This window comes from Exiguobacterium sp. KKBO11, assembly GCF_001644945.1.
Lineage (GTDB): Bacteria > Bacillota > Bacilli > Exiguobacteriales > Exiguobacteriaceae > Exiguobacterium_A > Exiguobacterium_A abrahamii.
On sequence record NZ_LUCU01000011.1, the window covers coordinates 704,678 to 727,689 of the forward strand.

The 23,012-nt window shown below is 49.2% G+C and carries 18 protein-coding genes, 1 other RNA gene, 1 pseudogene and 1 other annotated feature; of the genes and pseudogenes, 19 read left to right on the top strand and 1 reads right to left on the bottom strand.

Features of this window, described 5'->3' with window-relative positions; all coding sequences use genetic code 11:
• The first annotated feature begins 118 nt into the window (after positions 1-118).
• The 16 genes and pseudogenes from ruvA (at position 119) to AYO36_RS03775 (ending at position 18,909) form a co-directional block, all read left to right on the top strand.
• A complete protein-coding gene (gene ruvA, locus AYO36_RS03700; RefSeq protein WP_064299559.1) occupies positions 119-712 on the top strand; it encodes a Holliday junction branch migration protein RuvA in 594 nt (197 codons plus the stop codon).
• Between the two features lie 4 nt (positions 713-716).
• Positions 717-1,712: a Holliday junction branch migration DNA helicase RuvB gene (ruvB, locus tag AYO36_RS03705; protein ID WP_023468935.1), complete on the top strand. Its 996-nt coding sequence runs from the start codon at positions 717-719 to the stop codon at positions 1,710-1,712.
• Positions 1,713-1,716: 4 nt separating this feature from the next.
• The gene (queA, locus tag AYO36_RS03710) at positions 1,717-2,757 is read left to right on the top strand and encodes a tRNA preQ1(34) S-adenosylmethionine ribosyltransferase-isomerase QueA (RefSeq protein ID WP_064299560.1); all 1,041 of its coding nucleotides are present in this window, start codon (positions 1,717-1,719) and stop codon (positions 2,755-2,757) included.
• A complete protein-coding gene (gene tgt, locus AYO36_RS03715) occupies positions 2,757-3,902 on the top strand; it encodes a tRNA guanosine(34) transglycosylase Tgt (RefSeq protein WP_029342245.1) in 1,146 nt (381 codons plus the stop codon). The genes queA and tgt overlap by 1 nt, the downstream gene beginning before the upstream one ends.
• Positions 3,903-3,973: 71 nt before the next feature.
• Positions 3,974-4,264: a preprotein translocase subunit YajC gene (yajC, locus tag AYO36_RS03720; protein WP_029342244.1), complete on the top strand. Its 291-nt coding sequence runs from the start codon at positions 3,974-3,976 to the stop codon at positions 4,262-4,264.
• Between the two features lie 153 nt (positions 4,265-4,417).
• A pseudogene (secD, locus tag AYO36_RS17170) lies at positions 4,418-6,629 on the top strand (protein translocase subunit SecD).
• Positions 6,630-6,701: 72 nt separating this feature from the next.
• Complete coding sequence (gene recJ / locus AYO36_RS03730; RefSeq protein WP_064299561.1) at positions 6,702-9,011, top strand: single-stranded-DNA-specific exonuclease RecJ; 2,310 nt, start codon at positions 6,702-6,704, stop codon at positions 9,009-9,011.
• On the top strand, positions 8,990-9,508 hold the full coding sequence (locus AYO36_RS03735; protein ID WP_023468928.1) for an adenine phosphoribosyltransferase: 519 nt from the start codon (positions 8,990-8,992) through the stop codon (positions 9,506-9,508). Before recJ ends, AYO36_RS03735 begins: the two co-directional genes overlap by 22 nt.
• Positions 9,509-9,649: 141 nt before the next feature.
• On the top strand, positions 9,650-11,848 hold the full coding sequence (locus tag AYO36_RS03740) for a RelA/SpoT family protein (RefSeq protein ID WP_023468927.1): 2,199 nt from the start codon (positions 9,650-9,652) through the stop codon (positions 11,846-11,848).
• A 14-nt stretch (positions 11,849-11,862) separates the two neighbouring features.
• Positions 11,863-12,312, top strand: coding sequence for a D-aminoacyl-tRNA deacylase (gene dtd / locus AYO36_RS03745; RefSeq protein WP_064299562.1), 450 nt, complete (start codon positions 11,863-11,865; stop codon positions 12,310-12,312).
• Positions 12,313-12,357: 45 nt separating this feature from the next.
• Positions 12,358-12,579: a binding site (T-box leader), on the top strand.
• 42 nt (positions 12,580-12,621) lie between these two features.
• The gene (gene hisS, locus AYO36_RS03750; protein ID WP_064299563.1) at positions 12,622-13,902 is read left to right on the top strand and encodes a histidine--tRNA ligase; all 1,281 of its coding nucleotides are present in this window, start codon (positions 12,622-12,624) and stop codon (positions 13,900-13,902) included.
• Positions 13,899-15,665, top strand: coding sequence for an aspartate--tRNA ligase (gene aspS / locus AYO36_RS03755; RefSeq protein WP_064299564.1), 1,767 nt, complete (start codon positions 13,899-13,901; stop codon positions 15,663-15,665). Before hisS ends, aspS begins: the two co-directional genes overlap by 4 nt.
• Positions 15,666-15,727: 62 nt before the next feature.
• Positions 15,728-16,312, top strand: a complete 585-nt coding sequence (locus tag AYO36_RS03760) for a DNA-3-methyladenine glycosylase (protein ID WP_064299565.1) — start codon at positions 15,728-15,730, stop codon at positions 16,310-16,312.
• 290 nt (positions 16,313-16,602) lie between these two features.
• Entirely contained in the window at positions 16,603-17,787 is a 1,185-nt protein-coding gene (locus tag AYO36_RS03765; RefSeq protein ID WP_064299566.1) for a DASH family cryptochrome, read from the top strand.
• A gap of 74 nt (positions 17,788-17,861) precedes the next feature.
• Positions 17,862-18,051, top strand: a non-coding RNA gene (ssrS, locus tag AYO36_RS03770) — 6S RNA.
• Positions 18,052-18,144: 93 nt separating this feature from the next.
• Positions 18,145-18,909 (top strand): tRNA threonylcarbamoyladenosine dehydratase, encoded by a 765-nt coding sequence (locus AYO36_RS03775; RefSeq protein ID WP_023468920.1) that lies wholly within the window; start codon positions 18,145-18,147, stop codon positions 18,907-18,909.
• 11 nt (positions 18,910-18,920) lie between these two features.
• On the opposite strand, the gene AYO36_RS03780 is transcribed toward AYO36_RS03775, so the two are convergent.
• A complete protein-coding gene (locus AYO36_RS03780; protein ID WP_047393656.1) occupies positions 18,921-20,258 on the bottom strand; it encodes a replication-associated recombination protein A in 1,338 nt (445 codons plus the stop codon).
• Positions 20,259-20,318: 60 nt separating this feature from the next.
• Between AYO36_RS03780 and cymR the strand changes: the two genes are divergently transcribed.
• The 3 genes from cymR to mnmA are packed head-to-tail and all read left to right on the top strand — an operon-like array spanning position 20,319 to position 23,005.
• Complete coding sequence (cymR, locus tag AYO36_RS03785; RefSeq protein ID WP_029342236.1) at positions 20,319-20,726, top strand: cysteine metabolism transcriptional regulator CymR; 408 nt, start codon at positions 20,319-20,321, stop codon at positions 20,724-20,726.
• 13 nt (positions 20,727-20,739) lie between these two features.
• Complete coding sequence (locus AYO36_RS03790) at positions 20,740-21,867, top strand: cysteine desulfurase family protein (protein ID WP_064299567.1); 1,128 nt, start codon at positions 20,740-20,742, stop codon at positions 21,865-21,867.
• Between the two features lie 16 nt (positions 21,868-21,883).
• Complete coding sequence (mnmA, locus tag AYO36_RS03795) at positions 21,884-23,005, top strand: tRNA 2-thiouridine(34) synthase MnmA (protein ID WP_064299568.1); 1,122 nt, start codon at positions 21,884-21,886, stop codon at positions 23,003-23,005.
• Positions 23,006-23,012 lie beyond the last annotated feature (7 nt).

Sequence of the window (23,012 nt, forward strand, 5' to 3'; positions counted from 1 at the left end):
TCTTCTGATTGAGAGAGCGAACATATGTATTGATTTTTGCTGAAGAACGCTTTGAAGCCAAACGAAGATGTATGCTACAATAACACGAGAGTTTGTTTAAGGATGGGAGCGTTCCACATTGATAGAATTCGTACGCGGCGAAGTCGCTTATGTCTGTGCGGAATTCGTGACGGTAGAAGTTGGCGGGATTGGCTACAAAATCGTAGCACCGAACCCGTTTTTTTATCGGACCGGAGACGAACAGATCATCGTATATACGTATCATTATGTCCGTGAGGACCAAGAAGTCTTATTTGGATTCCGTTCCCGTCGTGAGCGTGCCTTGTTCACGAAGTTGCTCGGTGTCACAGGAATCGGACCGAAGGGAGCGCTTGCAATCGTCGCATCAGGGAATGTCGATGCGCTCGTTGAAGCGATTGAACAAGAGAAAGAAAGTTATCTCGTCAAGTTCCCGGGGGTCGGCAAGAAAACAGCAAAACAAATGACACTCGACCTAAAAGGAAAGTTAGCCGAGCTCGCACCGGATTACGTAACGAGCGAAGGCTTGTTCGCGCAAGGCAATGCTGAATTGAATGAAGCTTGTGAAGCCTTGACGGCGCTAGGTTACAGTGACCGAGAAGTCGAGAAAGTCAAAAAAGCGTTGCAGGCAGAAGTCCTGTCGACGGATCAATATGTCAAACGGGCACTCCAGTTGTTATTGAATGTGAGGTGAGGACATGGAAGAGCGCATTTTGTCAGAATCCGCCCATGCGGAAGATCAAGAAGAGTGGAGTCTGCGTCCTCAGACGCTCGAGCAATATATCGGGCAGGAGAAAGCAAAAGGAAACTTGAGTGTCTTCATCGAGGCGGCAAAAATTCGTCAAGAAACACTCGATCACGTTCTTCTTTACGGTCCTCCGGGTCTTGGGAAGACGACGCTTGCGACGATCATCGCGAACGAGATGGGAGTCGGCATCAAGACGACAGCCGGTCCTGCAATCGAACGACCGGGTGATTTAGCGGCAATCCTCTCATCACTGGAGCCGGGCGATGTCCTCTTCATCGACGAGATTCACCGATTGAGTCGATCGATCGAAGAGATCCTGTATCCAGCGATGGAGGACTATTGTCTCGATATCGTCATCGGTCAAGGGGAACTCGCCCGCAGCGTCCGAATTGATTTACCACCGTTTACGCTCGTTGGTGCAACGACACGTGCGGGGATGTTATCGGCACCGCTCCGTGATCGTTTTGGCGTGACGCTGAAGCTTGAATATTATACGATGTCAGAGTTGTCTGCCATCGTGACCCGGACGTCGCGATTGTTCGGATTCGAAGCGGATCGTCTCGCTGCAGAAGCGATCGCACTCCGTTCACGCGGAACACCACGTGTCGCGAATCGGTTGTTACGGCGTGTCCGTGACTTCGCTCAAGTCGCCCATCAAACCGAGATCGATGCTGTGCTCGCGACAAGTGCGCTTGATCGTTTGCATGTCGATGCACTAGGGCTCGACGATGTCGACCATCGTTTACTACGATCGCTTGCTGAACGATTTGCCGGTGGTCCGGTTGGTCTCGAGACGATCGCAGCGACGATTGGGGAAGATGCGCAGACGATCGAGGATGTGTATGAACCATATCTACTGCAACAAGGCTTTTTACAACGTACCCCGCGCGGACGTGTCTTAACACCGTTCGCTCGCCAACATTTAGGACTGAAAGAAGGAAATTGAACCAATGGATGTAAACTTATTTGATTTTCATTTACCAGAAGAACAAATTGCCCAAGTGCCATTGCTCGACCGGACGAGTTCGAAATTGATGGTTCTCAATCGGGAGACAGGTGCGATTCAGCATCAGCACTTCCATGATATCGTCGACCACTTCCGCGAAGGCGATACACTCGTCATCAATGATACGAAAGTCTTACCAGCACGTCTTTTTGGTGTGAAGGAAGAGACGGGTGGGAAAATCGAATTGTTACTCTTGAAGCAGACGAGTGACGATGTCTGGGAAACACTTGCGAAACCGGCAAAACGCGTTAAACCAGGAACGATTTTGTCGTTTGGTGACGGGTTACTCCGTGCTGAGTGTGTCGAAGCACTTGAAGACGGGGGACGAATCCTGAAGTTTTTCTATGACGGCATTTTCTATGAAGTGCTTGACCAACTCGGAACGATGCCACTGCCACCGTACATTCATGAACAACTCGAGGATCAAGATCGTTACCAGACGGTGTATGCTCGAGAACGCGGAAGTGCGGCAGCACCGACGGCTGGTCTGCATTTCACACCGGAATTGCTCGAAGCGCTTCAAGCAAAAGGCGTCCGGATCGCACCGTTGACGTTACACGTTGGACTTGGCACATTCCGTCCTGTCTCGGTCGACGACGTCGATAGTCACAAGATGCACAGTGAGTACTATGAACTGCCGGAAAGTTCAGCTGCTTTGCTACGCGAAACACGGAAACAAGGCGGACGGATCATCGCGGTCGGAACGACATCGACACGGACGCTTGAAACGGTCATTCGTGACCACGGCGACTTCGTCGAAGCAACGGGCTGGACGGACATCTTCATTTTCCCAGGTCAGGAAGTCAAAGGGATTGATGGTCTGATCACGAACTTCCACTTGCCGAAATCAACATTGATCATGCTCGTGTCCGCGTTATCGACACGGGAACACATTTTGCACGCCTACGAAGAAGCAGTCGCGAACGGCTATCGTTTCTTTAGCTTCGGTGATGCGATGTTCTTAACGAGAGAGGAACGAAACTAATGACAAAACACGCGGTAACATACGAACATATCAAGACATGTAAACAATCCGGAGCGCGGTTAGGAATCGTCCACACGCCGCACGGTAGTTTCGAAACACCGGTCTTCATGCCGGTCGGAACGCAAGCGACGGTCAAGACGATGGCACCGGAACAAATCAAGGACATGAACGCGAACATCATCCTCGCGAACACGTACCACCTCTGGGTGCGTCCAGGACATGATGTCATCAAGGAAGCGGGCGGTCTGCATAAATTCATGAACTGGGATGGCGCGATTCTGACGGACTCAGGTGGTTTCCAAGTCTTCTCACTTGCTGACCTTCGGAACATTTCTGAGGAGGGTGTTCATTTCCGTAACCACTTGAACGGGGACAAATTGTTCTTGTCACCGGAAAAAGCGATGGAAATTCAAAATGCACTCGGTTCAGATATCATGATGGCGTTTGATGAGTGCCCACCGTACCCAGCTTCTCACGAGTACATGAAAGCATCCGTCGAACGAACGAGCCGCTGGGCAGAACGTTGTCTTGCTGCGCATGAACGTCCACACGATCAAGCGCTGTTCGGTATCATCCAAGGTGGAGAATACGAAGACTTACGTCGTCAAAGTGCAAAAGACCTCGTTGCCCTTGATTTCCCTGGTTATGCGGTCGGTGGTCTATCAGTCGGAGAGCCAAAAGACGTCATGTACCGTGCGCTCGAATTCACGACACCACTCATGCCGGAAGACAAACCACGTTATTTGATGGGCGTCGGTTCACCGGACGCATTGATTGAAGGTGCGATTCGCGGAATCGATATGTTCGACTGTGTCTTACCGACACGGATTGCACGAAACGGTACGTTGATGACATCACAAGGACGTCTCGTCGTCCGGAACGCGAAGTATGCACGTGATTTCCGTCCGCTCGATGAGAAATGTGATTGCTACGCGTGTAAGAACTACTCGCGTTCGTACATCCATCACTTGATCCGTGCGCAAGAAACGTTCGGTCTGCATCTCTGTTCGACACACAATCTTCACTTCCTCGTCAAGTTGATGGAAGGCGTTCGCCAAGCGATTCGTGAGGATCGTCTGCTCGATTTCAAGGAAGAATTTTTCGAAGAATACGGTTACAATTTACCGAACGCAAAGAATTTCTAACAAATCGTCTGACAAATCAATTCTTTCACGGTATAATGAACGTGATTTGAATGATAAAGGAGCTGAATCAGATGGAAGGCTTAATCACATTCCTCCCGATGATCTTGATCTTCGTGGTGTTCTATTTCTTGTTGATCCGTCCACAGAACAAACGCCAGAAGCAAGTGCGTCAGATGCAAAATGAACTCTCACGCGGCGATTCGATCGTTACGATCGGTGGTCTTCACGGGGTTGTCCAAAAAGTTGACGACATGACGGTGACATTGAAGTCAGGTAATGCACAATTGACATTCAACCGAAGTGCTGTCGCAGAAGTGACGAAAAAATCAACGACTGTCATGGACGACGAAACTGTCGAATAAGGCATTGAAAAGGCGCTTTCCGGATTCCGGAGCGTCTTTTCTGTTTATATATGAGAAAAACGTTTGCTAAGATTACCATTTCTTTTGTAAGCTAGGGTAGGAGAACAAAGTTGTCTGAAAATATACTGGGAACTAGAGAAAGGACAATGTAGCATGATCAAGAAAGGGAAACTTGCCACATTCTTCATCGTCGTCATCGCGTTGCTCGTACTGATTGGTACGACATCGTCATGGTTGTTGAAGGATACGAAGCTCGGCCTTGACCTTAAGGGTGGCTTCGAAGTCTTGTATGAAGTACAACCGCTGAAAGAAGGAGACGTCATCGATCAAAATGCGATGAGTGCGACGCTGACGGCAATCGAGAACCGTGTCAACGTCCTCGGTGTCTCTGAACCAGACATCCGGATCGAAGGCGATAACCGGATTCGCGTTCAGCTTGCTGGCGTCAAGGATCAGACGGAAGCGCGTCAAATCCTATCTTCGACAGCACAATTGTCATTCCGTGACATCAACGATAAGTTGTTGCTCGATGGATCAGACTTAAAAGCCAAAGGGGCAAAAGTCGGGTATGATCCGAACACGAATGAACCACTCGTCGAGTTGACGATGAAATCAAAAGAGAAATTCTATGAAGTGACACAAAAAGTCTCACAAATGCAACCACCTGCGAATCGTCTCGTCATCTGGCTCGATTACGAGAAAGGCGATTCGTATGAAAAAGAAATTCAAAAAGCAAACTCGAAGATCGTCTCGGATGCATCGGTCACACAACCGATCAACTCGGATAAAGCGATCATTTCTGGTGGCGATATCGATGCCGAGTACGGGAAACAATTATCGTCGATCCTGAACGCCGGTGCACTGCCGGTCAAACTCGAGGAGATTTACTCGACGTCGGTCTCTGCTGCTTTTGGACAGGATGCACTTGATCAAACATTGTTCGCGTCAGCTATTGGTGTAGCCGCGGTCTTCTTGTTCATGCTACTGTTCTACCGGATCTCTGGATTCGTTTCGATCATTACATTACTGTTCTACATCTATCTCGTCATGATCTTCTTTAACGGGATCAATGCCGTCCTCACGTTACCGGGGATTGCGGCACTCGTTCTTGGAGTCGGGATGGCGGTCGATGCGAACATCATCACTGCTGAGCGGATCAAGGATGAATTACGAAGTGGTAAATCCGTCTTGTCCGCATTCAAAGCCGGTAACCGTCGTTCGTTCGGTACGATTCTTGATGCCAACTTGACGACATTGATCTCTGCTGGCGTGTTGTACTACTTTGGTACAAGTACGGTCAAAGGATTCGCCATCATGTTGATGGTTTCGATCGCCGTCACGTTCGTCACGAACGTCTTTGTCTCACGTTACCTGATGCAACTCCTTGTCAGTAGCCGATGGTTCGATAAGAAGAAATCATGGTTCGGTGTAAAGGAGAGTGAAATCCGTGAGCTTTAATCCTACGAAATTCGATTACGTCAAACATCGTAAAGTCTATTTCGCAATCACGATCGCGCTTGTCATCGTGTCGGTCCTTTTGTTGTCGTTCCGTGGTCTGAACCTCGGGATCGACTTCACGCAAGGAACGCGCGTCGAGATTTCTTCTGAGAATCAAATCAAGGAAGCGGACGTCCGCTCTGTCATTGAAGATGCCGGGATTGATGCGGAAGAAATCGATGGTATTCAATTCGCTCAAGGCGGAAAGTTAGCGAACGTCACGTTCGTTGGTGAATTCAGCCAAGAACAAATTTCTGAAATCAAACAATCGGTTGAAGCGGAATACAAGAAAGAACCGAGTATCTCGACAGTTTCGGCACAAGTCGGTCGGGAAATCGCGCGTAACGCGATTTATGCCGTCTTACTTGCGTCACTCGGGATCGTCATCTACGTCTCGTTCCGATTCCAACCGCTCTACGGGATTGCGACAGTACTCGCATTGCTACATGATGCGTTGATGATCATTGCTTTCTTCTCGCTGTTCCAGATCGAAGTCAATCTGTACTTCATCGCAGCCGTCTTGACGATCATTGGGTATTCCGTCAACGATACGATCGTTACCTTCGACAGGGTACGAGAAAATCTCGGACTTGCTGAAAAAGGTGGACGGAAAGTCTCATTTGATGAGTTGCAGCATATCGTCAATGAATCGATCCAACAGACGATCATCCGCTCGATCAATACGGTCGTCACGGTCATCATGACAGCAGCAGCGCTCTACATCTTCGGTAGCGAAGCGATCCGTGGATTCAGTCTTGCCTTGCTTGTCGGGTTGATCATGGGGATGTATTCTTCGATTTTCATCGCCGCGCAACTCTGGCTCGTCATGAAAGGTCGGACACTTGGTCGGACAAAACGTGCTTCTTAAAAGAGTATCCGCATCAGCTATCGCTGGTGCGGATTTTCTATTATAATGGGGAAGTTGATTGGAGGGTTTGAGATGTACCATGCTAAAAAAACATGGCTTGATAAAGTCATCGATTCAGAACAAATCGAACAATTGACGGCGGATGGCACGATCTCACCGCACGTCGCACAACTACTTGTCCAACGGGGATTCACGACTCGTGAAGCAGCCCGTGATTTTTTAGAGACCGATCAAATGGCATTTCATGATCCATTTGCTTTTAAAGACATGCCAAAAGTCGTCGAACGGATTCAACGTGCCGTCAACGAAGGCGAAATGATTTTGATTTATGGTGATTATGACGTCGACGGCGTGAGTTCCGCTGCGATTCTCTGGCATGCCTTGATTGAAATCGGAGGAATGGCAGAGTGTTATATCCCGAACCGATTCACGGAAGGCTATGGACCAAACGAAGCCGCGTTTCGCTGGGCTGCAGAAGAAGGCTTCAGCCTCGTCATCACGGTCGACTGCGGGATTTCCGGTATTCATGAAGCCGATGTCCTGAAGGAACTCGGGGTTGATTTAATCATCACCGATCACCACGAAGCAAAAGAGACGTTACCCGATGCTTTCGCCTTGATACATCCAGGTGTCGATCCAGCATATCCGTTCTCGAAGCTTGCTGGGGCAGGCGTTGCTTTTAAAGTCGCGCATGCACTGCTTGACCGTGAACCCGTCGAGTTACTTGATCTTGCCGTGCTCGGAACGATCGCCGATCTCGTACCGCTCGTCGGAGAGAACAGGTTGCTTGCGATTCGCGGCATCGAGGCGCTGAATGCAAGTGAACGTCCGGGTATCCTTGCGTTACGTGACGTCTGTAGTTTGACGGAAGACGAACTGACGGAAGAATCGGTCGGATTTGCATTCGGTCCGCGGATCAATGCGGCAGGTCGTCTGGATTCGGCGATGCCAGCGCTTGAGATGTTACTAGCGGAAAGCAAGGACGAGGCACTTCATCTCGCGAAACAACTCGACCAACAAAATAAACAACGTCAAGATATCGTCAAGCAGATTGCAGAGGAAGCAACGGCGCTTGTCGAAGAACGTTTTAAAGAGGACCGCGTGCTCGTCGTCGATGCGGCAGACTGGAATCCAGGTGTCGTCGGGATTGTTGCCTCGCGACTCGTTGAAAAATATCATCGTCCCGTCATCATGCTGTGTCACGATGCTGAAAAAGGAACAGCGAAAGGATCTGGACGTTCAATCCCTGCCTTCGATCTCTTCGCTGAACTGACGAAATGTGAAGATATCTTGCCGCATTTCGGAGGCCATCCCGCTGCTGCTGGTATGACGCTCTCTTCTGATGACGTCGAGGCGTTACGTCAACGTTTGAATGAACAAGCCAGTACGTTGCCAGACGATGCCTTCATCGCGACAATCGATGTCGATTTACGTCTACAGGTCAGCGATGTCTCGATTCAGTTGATTGAGGATATTCAGCGACTCGCGCCGTTCGGGATGGGAAATCCTGCGCCACGAATCGTCATCGAGCAAGCGAAGATCCGTGACATGAAACGGATCGGTCGTGATTTGACGCATGTCAAAGCACTATTATCAGGCGACGGGAAGGAACTCGATGCGATCGGCTTCGGCTTCGGCGACCTCGTCGATGAAGTCTCGACATTATCGGAGATTCACTTGATGGGCAGTCTGAACATCAATGAGTGGAATGGGTTCCGTAAACCACAATTGATGATTCAAGATGTCGCTGTCGAAGATGTCCAAGTATTTGATTACCGTGGGGGGAAGCGCCCGCTGAGCGAACTATTCGCCTTACCGCATGAGACGACGACGTTCGTCGCCTTCACTGATGAGGTGAAAGAGAAGTACGCGGAACGTCCGTTGAACGGTCCGATCCGTCAAAATATCGTCTTTCTCGATCTACCGGAAGAAGAAGACGCATTTCATCCATATGTCCAACAGGCAGAGCGGATTTATTGTGCCTTTAAGGACGAGGGCTATTATTTTGAGACGATTCCGTCGCGGGAGGACTTCAAGCATTACTTCCAGTATTTCGCGAAATGTCCACGTGACGAGCTCCGGATTGGTCTCGTACGTTTGTCGAAATCGCGAAAATGGACGAAACGATCGATTAACTTTATGCATTCGGTATTCTCGGAACTTGATTTTCTTGTTACAATGGAGGACGGGCTGCCGGGTGTGAACCCAAATGCTGCAAAACGAGATCTGACGGAAGCTCCGACTTACCAGCGTCATGAAGCGCGTCAAGAGCTCGAGCAACAATACATTTATTCGTCACTCGCTCAGTTGAAAGAGCGTTTTGATACTTTGGTAGAAGCGGCGAAGCAGGAGGAAAAGACATGGAGTTCAAACAGCATATAAAAGAGGTCGAAAACTGGCCGAAAGAAGGAATCAGTTTCAAAGACATCACATCACTCATGCAAAACGGACCAGTGTACAAACAATCGGTTGATGCACTTGTCGAATATGCGCGCAGTAAAGGTGCTGATGTCATCGCGGGTCCGGAAGCACGTGGATTCGTCGTTGGTTGCCCAGCCGCTTACGCGATGGAGATTGGATTCGTACCTGTCCGTAAAGAAGGAAAATTACCACGTGAGACAGTCCGTGTCGAGTATGGTCTTGAGTACGGAAAAGACGTCTTGACGATGCATGAAGATGCGATTCAACCAGGACAACGCGTCGTCATCCTTGACGACTTGCTTGCAACAGGTGGTACGATCGAAGCGACGATCCAAATGATTGAAAAATTAGGCGGAACGGTTGCCGGAATCGGATTCTTGATTGAACTCGATGGTCTTGGTGGACGTGAGAAACTCGAAGGATACGACGTTCTCTCATTGATTCGTTACGAAGACTAAGGCATATATACTCTCTTGGTACATGGTGACCAAGGGGGTATTTCTTTTTATTTTGACATCTTCTCAAGATTTCACGATAATAAGAACTATATATTAGGGATTCCGTTGCAGACGATCCCGGGGACTGGGTGAGGAAAAGGGATGACAAACAAACAAATCGTAAATGTAGAAGACCTTCTCGCTCGATGTGCGGAATACATGACGCAAGCTGAAGTCAAAGACATCGAACGGGCTTACCAATTCGCGAAAGACGAACATGATGGGCAATTCCGCCGTTCTGGTGAACCCTACATCATTCATCCGGTACAAGTTGCCGGTATCTTAGTCGATATTGGTTTGGATGCAACGACGATTGTCGCTGCGCTTCTTCATGATGTCGTCGAAGATACGGACATTACACTCGAAGAATTAACGGAACGATTCGGACCCGACGTCGCGATGCTCGTTGACGGCGTCACGAAACTCGGGAAAATCAAATATAAATCGAAACGCGAAGAATTGGCTGAAAACCACCGGAAGATGTTCATTGCGATGGCAGAAGACATTCGCGTCATCTTGATCAAACTGGCTGACCGTCTGCACAACATGCGAACGTTGCAACATATGGTCAAGGAAAAACAGGTGCAAAAGGCAGAAGAGACGCTCGAAATCTTTGCACCGCTTGCGCATCGTCTCGGGATCTCGACGATCAAGTGGGAACTCGAAGACATCAGTTTGCGTTATATCAATCCACAACAGTACTACCGGATTGTCTCAATGATGAAACAAAAACGGACGGAACGCGAAGCGCTCGTCAGTTCGGTCATCGAAGAGGTCAACGAAGTACTTGATGATGTACAAATCGCAGCGGAAGTCGATGGACGTCCGAAGCATATCTATTCCATTTATAACAAGATGCAAAACTCGAAAAAAGAGTTCAGTGAAATCTATGACTTGATGGCTGTACGCATCATCGTCGATTCAATCAAGGACTGTTACGCTGTTCTCGGAATCATTCATACGCAATATAAACCGATGCCGGGACGTTTCAAGGATTATATCGCGATGCCGAAGCCGAACATGTATCAATCGCTGCATACGACGGTCATCGGACCGAAAGGCGAGCCGCTCGAGGTCCAAATTCGGACACGGGACATGCACTTTATTGCCGAGTACGGGATTGCCGCTCACTGGGCGTATAAAGAAGGTAAGGAACAGGAAGCGAAATCAGGCTTTGAGGATAAGATTGCCCATTTCCGGGAAATCCTTGAGTTGCAGAAGGATACGGCGGATGCTGAAGAATTCATGGAATCGGTCAAAGTCGACTTCTTTAGTGACATGTTGTACGTCTTTACACCAAAAGGCGACGTCATCGAATTGCCGAAAGGCTCTGTTCCGATTGATTATGCCTACCGGATTCATACAGAGATCGGTCACCGGACGATCGGAGCGAAAGTCAACGGACGGATGGTACCGATTGATTATAAGCTGAAGACAGGTGACATCATTGAAATCGTCACATCAAAACACAGTTATGGTCCAAGTAAGGACTGGCTCAAGATTTGTGTGTCGAGTCAGGCGAAGAACAAGATCCGTCAATGGTTCAAACGTCAGCAACGCGAAGAGAACGTCTCTAAAGGACGGGAACTGATCGAAGCAGAAGTCAAGAAACTCGGATTCGAGCCGAAGGAAGTCATCAATGAGAAGACGCTCGAAGATGTGACGCGGAAGTTCAACTTCGCGCAAGAAGAAGACATGTATGCTGCCGTTGGGTATCATGGTCTGACAGCTGCCCAAGTCGCTCATAAATTGACGGAAAAGTTACGCAAAGACAAAGAATCTAAAAATCTTGAACTGAACGAAGCGATCAGTGAGATGAAGACGTTCGATCGTCCGAAGAAGGAAAATCCAGAAGGTGTTCGTGTCAAAGGAATCGATAACATGCTCGTTCGCATGAGTCGTTGTTGTAATCCAGTACCAGGGGACGATATCGTCGGGTACATCACCCGTGGACGGGGTGTCTCGATTCACCGGACGGATTGTTTGAACGTCATTCATGAACAAAATCCAGAACGCTTGCTCGAAGTCGAGTGGGAACACGAAGGCAAAGCCGTTAAGAGTTATAACGTCGAAATCGAAATTTCTGGATTCGACCGGGCTGGATTATTGAACGATGTCCTGCAGTCGGTATCTGCGACGAATACGAACATTGTTGCCGTCAGCGGGAAAGGCGACGACAGTAAACAAGCCAAAATCACGATGACGATCGCGATCAACAACGTCAACCATTTACAAAAAGTCGTCGATCGGATCAAACAAATCTCTGACGTGTATGCTGTACATCGCGTCATGATGACGTAAGGAGCGGATGAGTCATGCGAGTCGTATTACAACGAGTTAAAGAAGCAAGTGTCACAGTCGATCAGGAGATCATCGGTCAAATCAAGCAAGGTTTTCTCTTGCTTGTCGGTGTCACGCACGAAGACACGATCGATCAGGTGAACTGGTTAGCTGATAAAATCGCAGGACTCCGCGTGTTTGAAGATGAAGAGGAACGGATGAATCGTTCGTTGCAAGATGTCGACGGTCAGATTCTATCCGTCTCACAGTTCACGCTGTATGGTGATGTCAAAAAAGGACGTCGCCCAGCGTTCACGGAAGCAGCGAAACCGGATCTTGCCAACGCGTTGTATGAAGCGTTCAATGAACGTCTTCGCGCGCAAGGACTGACGGTCGAGACAGGTCAGTTCGGTGCGATGATGGATATCGCGCTCGTCAATGATGGACCGGTGACATTGATTCTTGAAAAAGAAGCAAACGCTTGACAGGAACCGAGAGACGAGGCAATATTAGACGTAACCAAATGATTCATACGACCGAAGACGAAGAGGAGTAATCAAGACCTTGTCTGCTTAGAGAGTCGCCCCTTGGCTGGAAGGGCGAACAGACGAACTCGATGAAAGACCCTTCCGAGGTATCTTCCTGAACTGATAGTAGGGAAGGTCGTACGCAGGCGTTAACTGCACCGAGTGGTCAAATGTGATTTGACAACCAGGGTGGTACCACGGGATCTTCAAGTTCTCGTCCCTTTGCGGACGAGGACTTTTTTGTATTCAAAAAAGGAGGAATTTGAGATGAAATTACCACGCGGTACGTTTGATGTCCTTCCAGGAACAGTCGAACGCTGGCAGTACATCGAGCAACAATTACGTGACATTAGTAAGCGTTACAACTATAAGGAAATCCGGACGCCGATTTTTGAGGAGACAGAACTCTTCAAACGTGGCGTTGGTGAGACGACGGATATCGTTCAAAAAGAAATGTTCATGCTTGAGAAACGCGGAAAAGACCAGTTGACGTTACGTCCAGAAGGAACGGCTGCTGTCGTTCGTTCATTCGTGACGAACAAACTGTTCGGTTCACCGAACCAACCGACGAAATTGTTCTACATTGGACCGATGTTCCGTTATGAACGTCCGCAAGCAGGTCGTTTCCGTCAGCTTCACCAATATGGAGTCGAGGCACTCGGAAGTGAACAACCAGCGATCGATGCGGAAGTCATCAGTCTCGCGATGAGCATCTACCGTTCATTCGGATTGAAGCACCTCAAGCTCGTCATCAATACACTCGGGGATAACGAAAGTCGCGCCGCACACCGGGCAGCACTCGTCGATCACTTCAAACCGGTCGTTCACGAGTTGTGTCAGGACTGTCAGAACCGTCTCGAAACGAATCCACTTCGTGTCCTTGACTGTAAGGTCGACCGCGATCACCCGAGTATGGCAACGGCACCATCGATTCTCGATTACTTAAACCCGGCATCAAAAGCCTACTTCGATGAAGTACTGCTTCACTTAGATGCACTCGGCATCGAGTATGTCGTTGATCCAACGCTCGTCCGCGGAATCGATTATTACAATCACACGGCATTCGAGATCATGTCAGAAGCAGAAGGCTTCGGAGCGATCACGACATTATGTGGTGGTGGACGATACAACGGTCTCGTCGAACAGATCGGTGGACCAGCAACACCGGGAATCGGATTCGGAATCGGCATCGAGCGTTTATTGATGGCACTTGAGAATGAGAACGTCTTACCGCCAGTCGACGATCAAATCGATGTTTTCATCGTCGCGCAAGGCAGTGACGAAGTCGAAAAGACAGCAACACGTCTCTTACAATTGATGCGTCTCGAAGGACTTGTCGCGGATCGGGATTATCTCGGTCGGAAGTTCAAAGGACAATTCAAGGCAGCCGATCGCTTGAAAGCACGCTATACGGTCATTCTCGGGGATGAAGAAGTCGAGCGTGGTGCAGCGGCGCTGAAGAACATGGCTACAGGGGAACAGACGGACGTTCCGTTATCAGCAGTCGCTGATACGATCGTCGCGAAATTAAAGGAGGAAGCACAATGATCGGACGCACGCATATGAACGGTCAGGTGACGGAAGAAGTCATCGGACAACACGTTCAACTTAAAGGATGGGTTCAAAAACGACGTGACTTAGGAGGATTGATCTTCCTTGATCTCCGCGACCGTAGTGGCATCGTCCAAATCGTCTTCCAACCGGAAAACGAGCAGGCACATCGCCTTGCGGAATCGATTCGTTCAGAGTATGTCCTCGACATCAAAGGACACGTCATCGCCCGTGAGAATCCGAACCCGAACATCCCGACTGGGCAAGTCGAGGTCGTCGCGGATGAAGTCGTCATCTTGAACGCAGCGAAGATGACACCATTCCCGATCAGTGAAGAAGCAGAGCAGACGTCAGAAGATTTACGTCTTAAATATCGTTATCTTGACTTGCGTCGTCCGTCGCTTCAAGAGACATTCCGTCTCCGTTCGAAAGCATCGAACATCATGCGGAACTTCCTCGATGAGCAAGACTTCTTGGAAGTCGAGACACCAATCTTAACGAAATCAACACCAGAAGGCGCACGTGACTATCTCGTTCCGAGTCGTGTTCACCCAGGTGAGTTCTACGCCTTGCCACAATCACCGCAATTGTTCAAACAATTGCTGATGGTGTCTGGTTTTGAACGGTACTTCCAAATTGCACGTTGTTTCCGTGACGAAGACTTACGGGCAGACCGTCAACCTGAATTCACGCAAGTCGACATCGAGACGAGCTTCATGGACATCGAAGACTTGTATGCGATGATGGAATCGATGATGACGCGTGTCATGAAAGAAACACTTGGCAAAGATATCGTGACACCGTTCCCACGGATGCCATATGCGGAAGCGATGAGCCGGTATGGTTCGGATAAGCCGGATACACGCTTCGGTCTCGAATTGATCGATGTCGCGGAAGCCGTCAAAGGGGCAGGATTCAAAGTATTCGACATGGCACTTGAAGCTGGTGGCGAAGTCAAAGCATTGAACGTTAAAGGTGCAGCTGAGCGCTTCTCGCGGAAAGACATCGATAAGTTACAAGAATTCACGGCAATCTACGGTGCAAAAGGTCTCGCGTGGGTCAAAGTGACAGCAGACGGACTGAACGGTCCGATCGCGAAGTTCTTCGACGAAGAAGCAACTGCTCGCCTGACAGCGGCGACAGATGCGGAAGCAGGCGACTTATTGTTGTTCGTCGCAGCAAAAGCATCGATCGTAGCAGACAGCTTAGGTGCGCTCCGTCAGAAGTTAGCAAAGGAACTAGACTTGATCGATGAGTCGGTCTTCAACTTCCTTTGGGTGACGGACTTCCCGCTCGTCACGTATGAAGAAGAAGATGGTCGTTTCTACGCAAACCACCACCCGTTCACGATGCCACGTCGTGAAGATCTCGAATTGCTCGAGACGGATCCTGGAAAAGTCCTCGCCGTCGCGTATGACCTCGTCTTGAACGGATATGAGCTCGGCGGTGGATCACAACGAATCTACGAACGGGATATCCAGGAACGGATGTTCAAGTTGCTTGGCTTCACTGAAGAAGAAGCAAACGAGCAGTTCGGCTTCTTGATGGAAGCATTCGAATACGGAACACCACCACATGCGGGTATCGCACTTGGTCTAGACCGTCTCGTTATGTTACTCGCAGGACGTTCGAACTTGCGTGATACGATTGCCTTCCCGAAAACAGCATCAGCAAGTGATCTGTTGACGGCAGCACCAAGCCCAGTCTCGGATGCACAATTAAACGATCTCTCGATTCGAACAGCGGTCAAACAATCTTAAGATACGACAAGCGAATCTTCCGGTATGGGAGATTCGCTTGTTTCATGAAGGAGGATGAACGGATGGAACGACACTTTTTTGAACGGTCTCCGGTTGAAGTCGGTCCAGACTTCTTAGGAACACAGATCACAGTCGATGAGGTGACGATGCGGATCGTCGAGGTCGAAGCCTATCTCGGTCCTCACGATCAAGCAGCGCATTCGTTTTCCGGAAAACCAACGAAACGGACGGCACCGATGTTCGGTCCACCGGGGCATCTCTATGTGTATTTCACATATGGGATGCATCACTGCATGAATATCGTTTGTGGACATGAAGGGGAAGGATACGGACTGTTGCTACGAGGTGCGGAAATCATTAGTGGGCACGATCTCGTCGCTGAACGTCGTTTTGGTTGTTCCTACGCAGAGTTGACAGCGGCGCAACGACGCAATCTCGTCAATGGACCGGCGAAACTGTGCCAAGGATTCGGTCTAACGACAGCTGATTCGGGACAGGATCTTTATCAAGACCGTTTCCGACTTGTTGCTGACCCGGTCGACGCGGTCGTCCAGACGACACGGATCGGTATTCCGAATGCAGGAGAAGCGACAGCCTATCCATGGCGGTTTTATGTAGAGGCGAGTGAAGGGGTAAGTAAACGTTAAAAAATGGACGCTCCGATAAGGAGACGTCCATTTTTTATTTAGGGTTGTTGATTGATTTTTTCGACTGCTGTTTTTTATAGAATTTATAGACGATTGGACCAACCGTCGTTACGAGCGTCATTAATGTTCTGAGTTTACCGCGTTTTGCTGCCATTGATTCATTCACTCCTCTGATTTATTGTACTAATCATATTCCACGAAAACAACGTCTTAAAACCTCATCGGCACATCAAGTGGTTTTCTATCTACCTTGGTCGGGTCATAGTATAAGGAGAAGGGAGTCGATCAATATGGGAGCAGTCGTTTGGTATCGTCATGATTTACGTGTCGATGATCATGAGGCACTTCGGAGTGCGTGTGAAGAACATGACGTCATTCGTGCCGTATACGTTAAAGACCAAAAGAAACGCGATTTTAAAAGAGGTACACAACAAGCACGGTTCGAACAAGAGACACTAGAGAACCTAGCGGGTCATCTGTCTCAAATCGGGATTACGTTAGATATAGTAGAAGGGGAGACAATTGAGACACTCGATTCTTACCTGCAAGCGGATGATACCGTCTATTTCCATAAGATGACCGGCACAGAAGAAGTGGCAAGTGAACAGTATATCGAAGACAAGTATGCCGTCCGTTCTTTTGAGACACAGACATTACATCGACGGGAAGATATCGGAAGTGATGAATTAAAGCGTGTCTTTACGGCATTTCGAAAACGTGTCGAGGCGAAAGGGACCTTCTACGATCCACTCGATCCACCAACCGGTATTCAGTTAGTAAAAGAAGAATCGGTCGAAGCGAATCCCGAAATCGCGTTCCCGTTCCGTGGTGGAGAGTCAGCAGGGAGAGCGCGCCTTCAGGAATACCTTGCTGAGCCTGTATTCACCTATAAAGAAACACGGAATGGGTTCTTACGAAATGATTCTTCGAAGCTGTCTGCCTGGCTAGCGAACGGATCACTCTCGCCGCGTCGCGTCATGGCTGAATTGCAGGATGCCGAGCGAAAAAAGGGAGCGAATGAATCGACGTACTGGTTGTATTTCGAACTGTTATGGCGTGACTTCTTCCATTTGACGATGCGTGAGACAGGAAGCCGTCTGTTCCGTGCGAGCGGATTACAAGAAGGTCAATACACGTGGAAGGCGGACCAGCTAGCTGTCGAACGTTGGATAGAAGGAAAAACCGGTGTGCCATTCGTCGACGCCTTCATGAACGAGATTCGCGAGACGGGATGGATGTCGAACCGCGGCAGGCAGATCGTTGCCAGTTATCTGATTCATGAATTAAAGCAGGACTGGCGCATCGGAGCGCGATATTTCGAACAGCAGTTGATTGACTATGATGTCGCTTCGAACTATGGGAACTGGGCGTTCATCGCGGGTGTCGGGAATGCAACACGCACACCACGATTCGATCCTGCATTCCAACAACAACGATATGATCCGAATCAACACTTCATGAAACGTTGGACCTGAAAAAAGCATCTTTTTCTGGAGTGGGAAGTAGTTGCATTTCAGAGGGGAGGATGCTATATTAAATGCATCAGATGGGGTTCCTGAATTGTACGAGAGCCGCCTTTTATCTTTGAGCCACTCTTTTTTGATAGGGAGTTTGACGTTCCAACTAGTAGTACATGCCTCGTAACACAGCAGGAGGACGTACGAATAGGAATCGGATAAGACACCCACCTGCACAGCAGGTTCAAAAATAAGGTATCGACACGGCACTTCGGGTCCCATCGTCTTATTATTTTGTTGTTTGACACGTCGCATGACGTTTTTTTTTATGATATAATTCCGAGTAAAACAGTATGAGTATTGTGAGGTTATGAGATGTTACATCAATTTTCGCGTAATGAACTAGCAATCGGTAAAACTGGACTTGACGCATTGGCATCCAAGTCCGTCGCTATTCTGGGTATCGGTGGTGTTGGATCGTTCTCAGCAGAAGCACTTGCCCGCAGTGGCGTAGGTCGTTTAATTCTCGTCGATAAAGACGATATCGACATCACGAACGTCAACCGACAAATCCATGCTTTGCTTCCGACGGTTGGTCAACCGAAGGTCGATGCGATGGCAGAACGTCTTGCGTTAATCAATCCGGATCTTGAGATCGTTCGCTTGAAGATGTTCTACAATGAAGAGACATTCGAGTCGTTCTTCGAACAGCAACCGGATTATGTCATCGATGCATCGGACACGGTCTCGTTCAAGATTCACTTGATTCAGGAATGTAAGAAACGTAACATCCCGATCATCTCAAGCATGGGGATGGCGAACAAGATGGATCCGACACGCATCAAGATCGTTGACATCAAAGATACAAGTTATGATCCACTAGCGAAGGTCATTCGGACGAAACTTCGGAAAGCCGGTATTCATAAAGGTGTTCCTGTCGTCTTCTCTGATGAACCGCCCGTTAAGATCATCGAAGAAGTCCGTCAAGTCGTCGGAAACGATGCGGCTGCAATTCGTAAGGCAAAGATGCCGCCAAGTTCGAATGCGTTCGTTCCATCAGTTGGTGGATTGATCGCAGCGAGCTACGTCATCAACGAGATCGTCCGTGAAGCCGGCGTGACGATCGAACGCGTTCGTTAAAAAAAGCGACCTTATGGTCGCTTTTTCTGATGTGTGGCTGTTTGTTTGTTCCAAAAATCAAGTCGAGCTTGCAGTTGTTTCTCAAAACCGCGTGGGCTCGGACGATAAAAGACTGGTTTTGTCCGGGCAAGGTTCTCGGGCCAGTAATTCTGTGGCACATAGGCATGTTCGAAGTCGTGCGGATACTGATAAGTGACGCCATTTCCAAGTGCCGCTGCCCCCGGATGATGGGCATCGCGCAAATGCGGCGGTACCGGACCACCGTCTGAACGACGGACGAGTGTCAATGCTTGATCGATCGCTGAGATGACAGCATTCGATTTCGGTGCCGTTGCGAGATATAAGACGGTTTCAGCGAGCGGAATCCTTGCTTCAGGGAAACCGACGTACTCGCACGCGCGTGCACAGGCATCGACCATCAATAACGCTTGCGGATCAGACAGACCGATGTCTTCTGCCGCATGGACGTAGAGACGCCGTACGATGAAGCGCGGACTTTCGCCAGCTTCAATCATGACGGCGAGCCAGTAGAGCGCAGCGTCGGGATCGGAACCCCGAATCGATTTGATGAAGGCGGAGATGACATCATAATGCCGATCGCCGTCCTTATCGTACTTCAATGCTTTTTGTTGAATCGATTCCTCGGCGACAGCGAGATCGATCGTGATCTGACCATCGATTTCCGGTGTCGTTAAGACGGCGAGTTCAAGCGCATTCAACAATGCCCGGTAATCGCCATCCGACAACTTGACGTAATGATCGATCGCGTCATCCGTGATCGTGATCGGATATTTGCCAAGACCACGCTCTTCGTCTTTTAGGGTCCGGTCGAGGACAATCCGTAAGTCATCTGCCGTCGGGGGTTCGAAACGAAAAACCGTTGCCCGCGATAACAGAGCGGCGTTGACCTCAAAACTCGGATTTTCAGTCGTCGCCCCGATCAACGTGATCGTACCTGCTTCGAGCGCTGGCAGTAAGGCGTCTTGTTGCATCTTATTGAATCGATGGATCTCATCGAGAAAGAGAATCGTTTTTTGATCCTCGAACTGAAGACGGGCTTCGGCCGCTTTTAGAATTTCCCGTAATTGTTCCAGTTTCGCTGTGACCGCGTTCAATTGCTCGAACGCTGATTTCGTATAACTGGAGATGACACGCGCGAGCGTCGTCTTACCGGTTCCGGGTGGACCGTAAAAAATGACGGTTCCGAGACGATCGGCTAAGATGGCACGCCGCAGGAGTGTCGTCTCTCCGATCAGATGGCGTTGTCCGACGATTTCATCCAGATTCTGAGGACGCATTCGATTTGCGAGCGGTCCGGCAGGTGACTGGGATTCAAATAAATGTGCCATACACATACGCTCCTTCCACTTTTAGCTACTACTATACTAGAAAGGATGATCCTTCGCATGATGAAAATCTCGACGAAAGGGCGATATGGTCTGACGATCATGATCGCACTCGCGAAAGAAGCTGAATCTAAACCATTATCCCTAAAAAAAATCGCGCAGATGTATGACCTATCTGAGCATTATCTTGAACAGTTGATTGCACCCCTTCGTAATGGAGGTCTCGTCAAAAGTGTCCGTGGTGCTTACGGCGGGTATAAGCTCGGTCGTGAAGCGCAAAACATCACAGCGGGTGAAATCATCCGCCTGCTTGAAGGACCACTCGTCGTCGTCGAAGGCGATGCGTGTGACGAGGTCACGAAACGAAAACTGTGGGATAAAATCCAGCAAGCAGTCGATCAAGTACTCGATTCAACGACGCTACAAGACTTAGCGGAAGAAGAAGATACAGGATACATGTTCTATATTTGAGAGGTGAAAACGAATGAATTACTTTGACCATTCGGCGACGACGCCGATGCGTCCGGAAGTCCTTGAGGCGATGACGCCTTATTTGCTCGAACAGTATGGCAACCCATCGAGTGTCCACGCGGCTGGTCGATCTGCTCGGGCAGCAATTGACAAAGCACGCCGGCAGATCGCACAAGAATTGAACGCGAAACCAACCGAACTGATTTTTACGAGTGGTGGAACGGAGTCGGATAATTATGCAATCTTTGGTGCAGCTGAGGCGGCGCGTGAAAAAGGGCGTCATCTCATTACGACACGGTTTGAGCACCATGCTGTATTACATGCGTTCGAAGAGCTCGAAAAACAAGGCTATGACGTCACGTATCTCGATGTTCCAGATACAGGAGTCGTCTCATTGGCTGCCTTACAAGAAGCAGTCCGGGAAGATACGACACTCGTCTCGATCATGTTCGGCAACAATGAAGTCGGAACGATTCAACCGATTGCGTCATTCGGTCAATTTTTACGAGAACGCGGTATTTTGTTCCATACGGACGCGGTGCAAGTGTTCGGAAAACGAGCAATCGATGTCGAAGCGTTACAGGTCGATCTCTTATCCGCGTCTGGTCATAAAATCAATGGTCCAAAAGGAATCGGATTGTTGTATGTGCGGACTGGTGTGAAGTTAGCGCCTCAAACGTTCGGAGGAGAACAGGAACGCAAGCGTCGTGCTGGTACAGAGAACGTACCGGGAATCGTCGGTTTAGCGAAAGCGCTTGAACTGATGATCGCAGAGCGTGATCAACAACAGGACCACATCAAACAACTGCGCAGCGTTTTACTAACGCGATTGGATGAAAGTGGCGTCACTTACGAAGTCAACGGCGTTGAAGGATTGCCGAATGTCCTCAATCTTTACTTCCCGCGGATTGAAATCGAACCGTTCCTGATCATGCTTGATATGCGTCAAATGGCCGTATCGAGCGGGAGTGCATGTACGGCAGGATCCGTCGAACCTTCGCATGTCTTATCGGCGATGTATGGCGAAGATGAACGGACACGAGCATCGGTCCGAATCAGTTTTGGTCATGGAAATGAGCTCGCGCAAGTCGAACTACTCGCACAAGCCTTGCAAGATGTCGTAAAATCGTTTCAGAATTAACTAAGAGGTGAAATAAATGAATACACGAGCGAAAGCCCCGAGTGAAACGACAGTCGTCGTTGGGATGTCGGGCGGTGTCGATTCTTCTGTGACCGCTCATTTATTAAAAGAGCAAGGCTATAACGTCATCGGAATCTTCATGAAAAACTGGGATGACACGGATGAGAACGGCTTTTGTACGGCGACGGAAGATTATGAAGACGTCATCGCGGTAGCCAATCAAATCGGCATTCCGTACTATGCGGTCAATTTCGAGAAAGAGTACTGGGATAAAGTCTTCACGTACTTCCTCGATGAATATAAACTCGGTCGGACACCGAATCCGGACGTCATGTGTAACAAGGAAATCAAGTTCAAAGCCTTCCTCGATCACGCGATGCGTCTTGGTGCCGATTTCGTCGCGACAGGGCACTATGCGCGTGCCGTCTATGAGGATGGAGAACATAAATTGCTTCGAGGCGTTGATGCAAACAAGGATCAAACATATTTCTTGAATCAATTGTCGCAAGAGCAAATCGCGAAGGCGATGTTCCCGATCGGGCACATGGAAAAATCAGAAGTGCGCCGGATCGCAGAAGAAGCGAACCTCGCAACGGCGAAGAAAAAAGACTCGACAGGCATTTGCTTCATTGGCGAGCGGAACTTCAAACAGTTCCTCGGTCAATATCTGCCGGCGCAACCCGGTGAGATGCGGACACTTGACGGCAACGTCATGGGACGTCACGATGGATTGATGTACTATACGATGGGGCAACGTCATGGACTCGGTATCGGTGGCGACGGAGAGCCTTGGTTCGTCGTCGGGAAAAATTTAGAGGAGAACATCCTCTATGTCGATCAAGGATTCCATAACGAATTGTTGTATTCGGAAGGATTACTTGCTTCAGATGTCAGCTGGACATCTGAGCGTCCGGTCGGTGAGACATTCCGTTGTACGGCGAAATTCCGTTACCGTCAACAAGATACAGCCGTCACGGTTCGTGTCCTCGAAGATGGACTCGATGTTTCATTTGACGAGCGTCAACGAGCAATCACACCAGGACAAGCAGTCGTATTCTATGATGGGGACATCTGCCTCGGTGGTGCGACGATCGATGCAGCCTATAAAGCAGGCGAACGCCTCGCTTATCTAGCGTAAGGAGCAA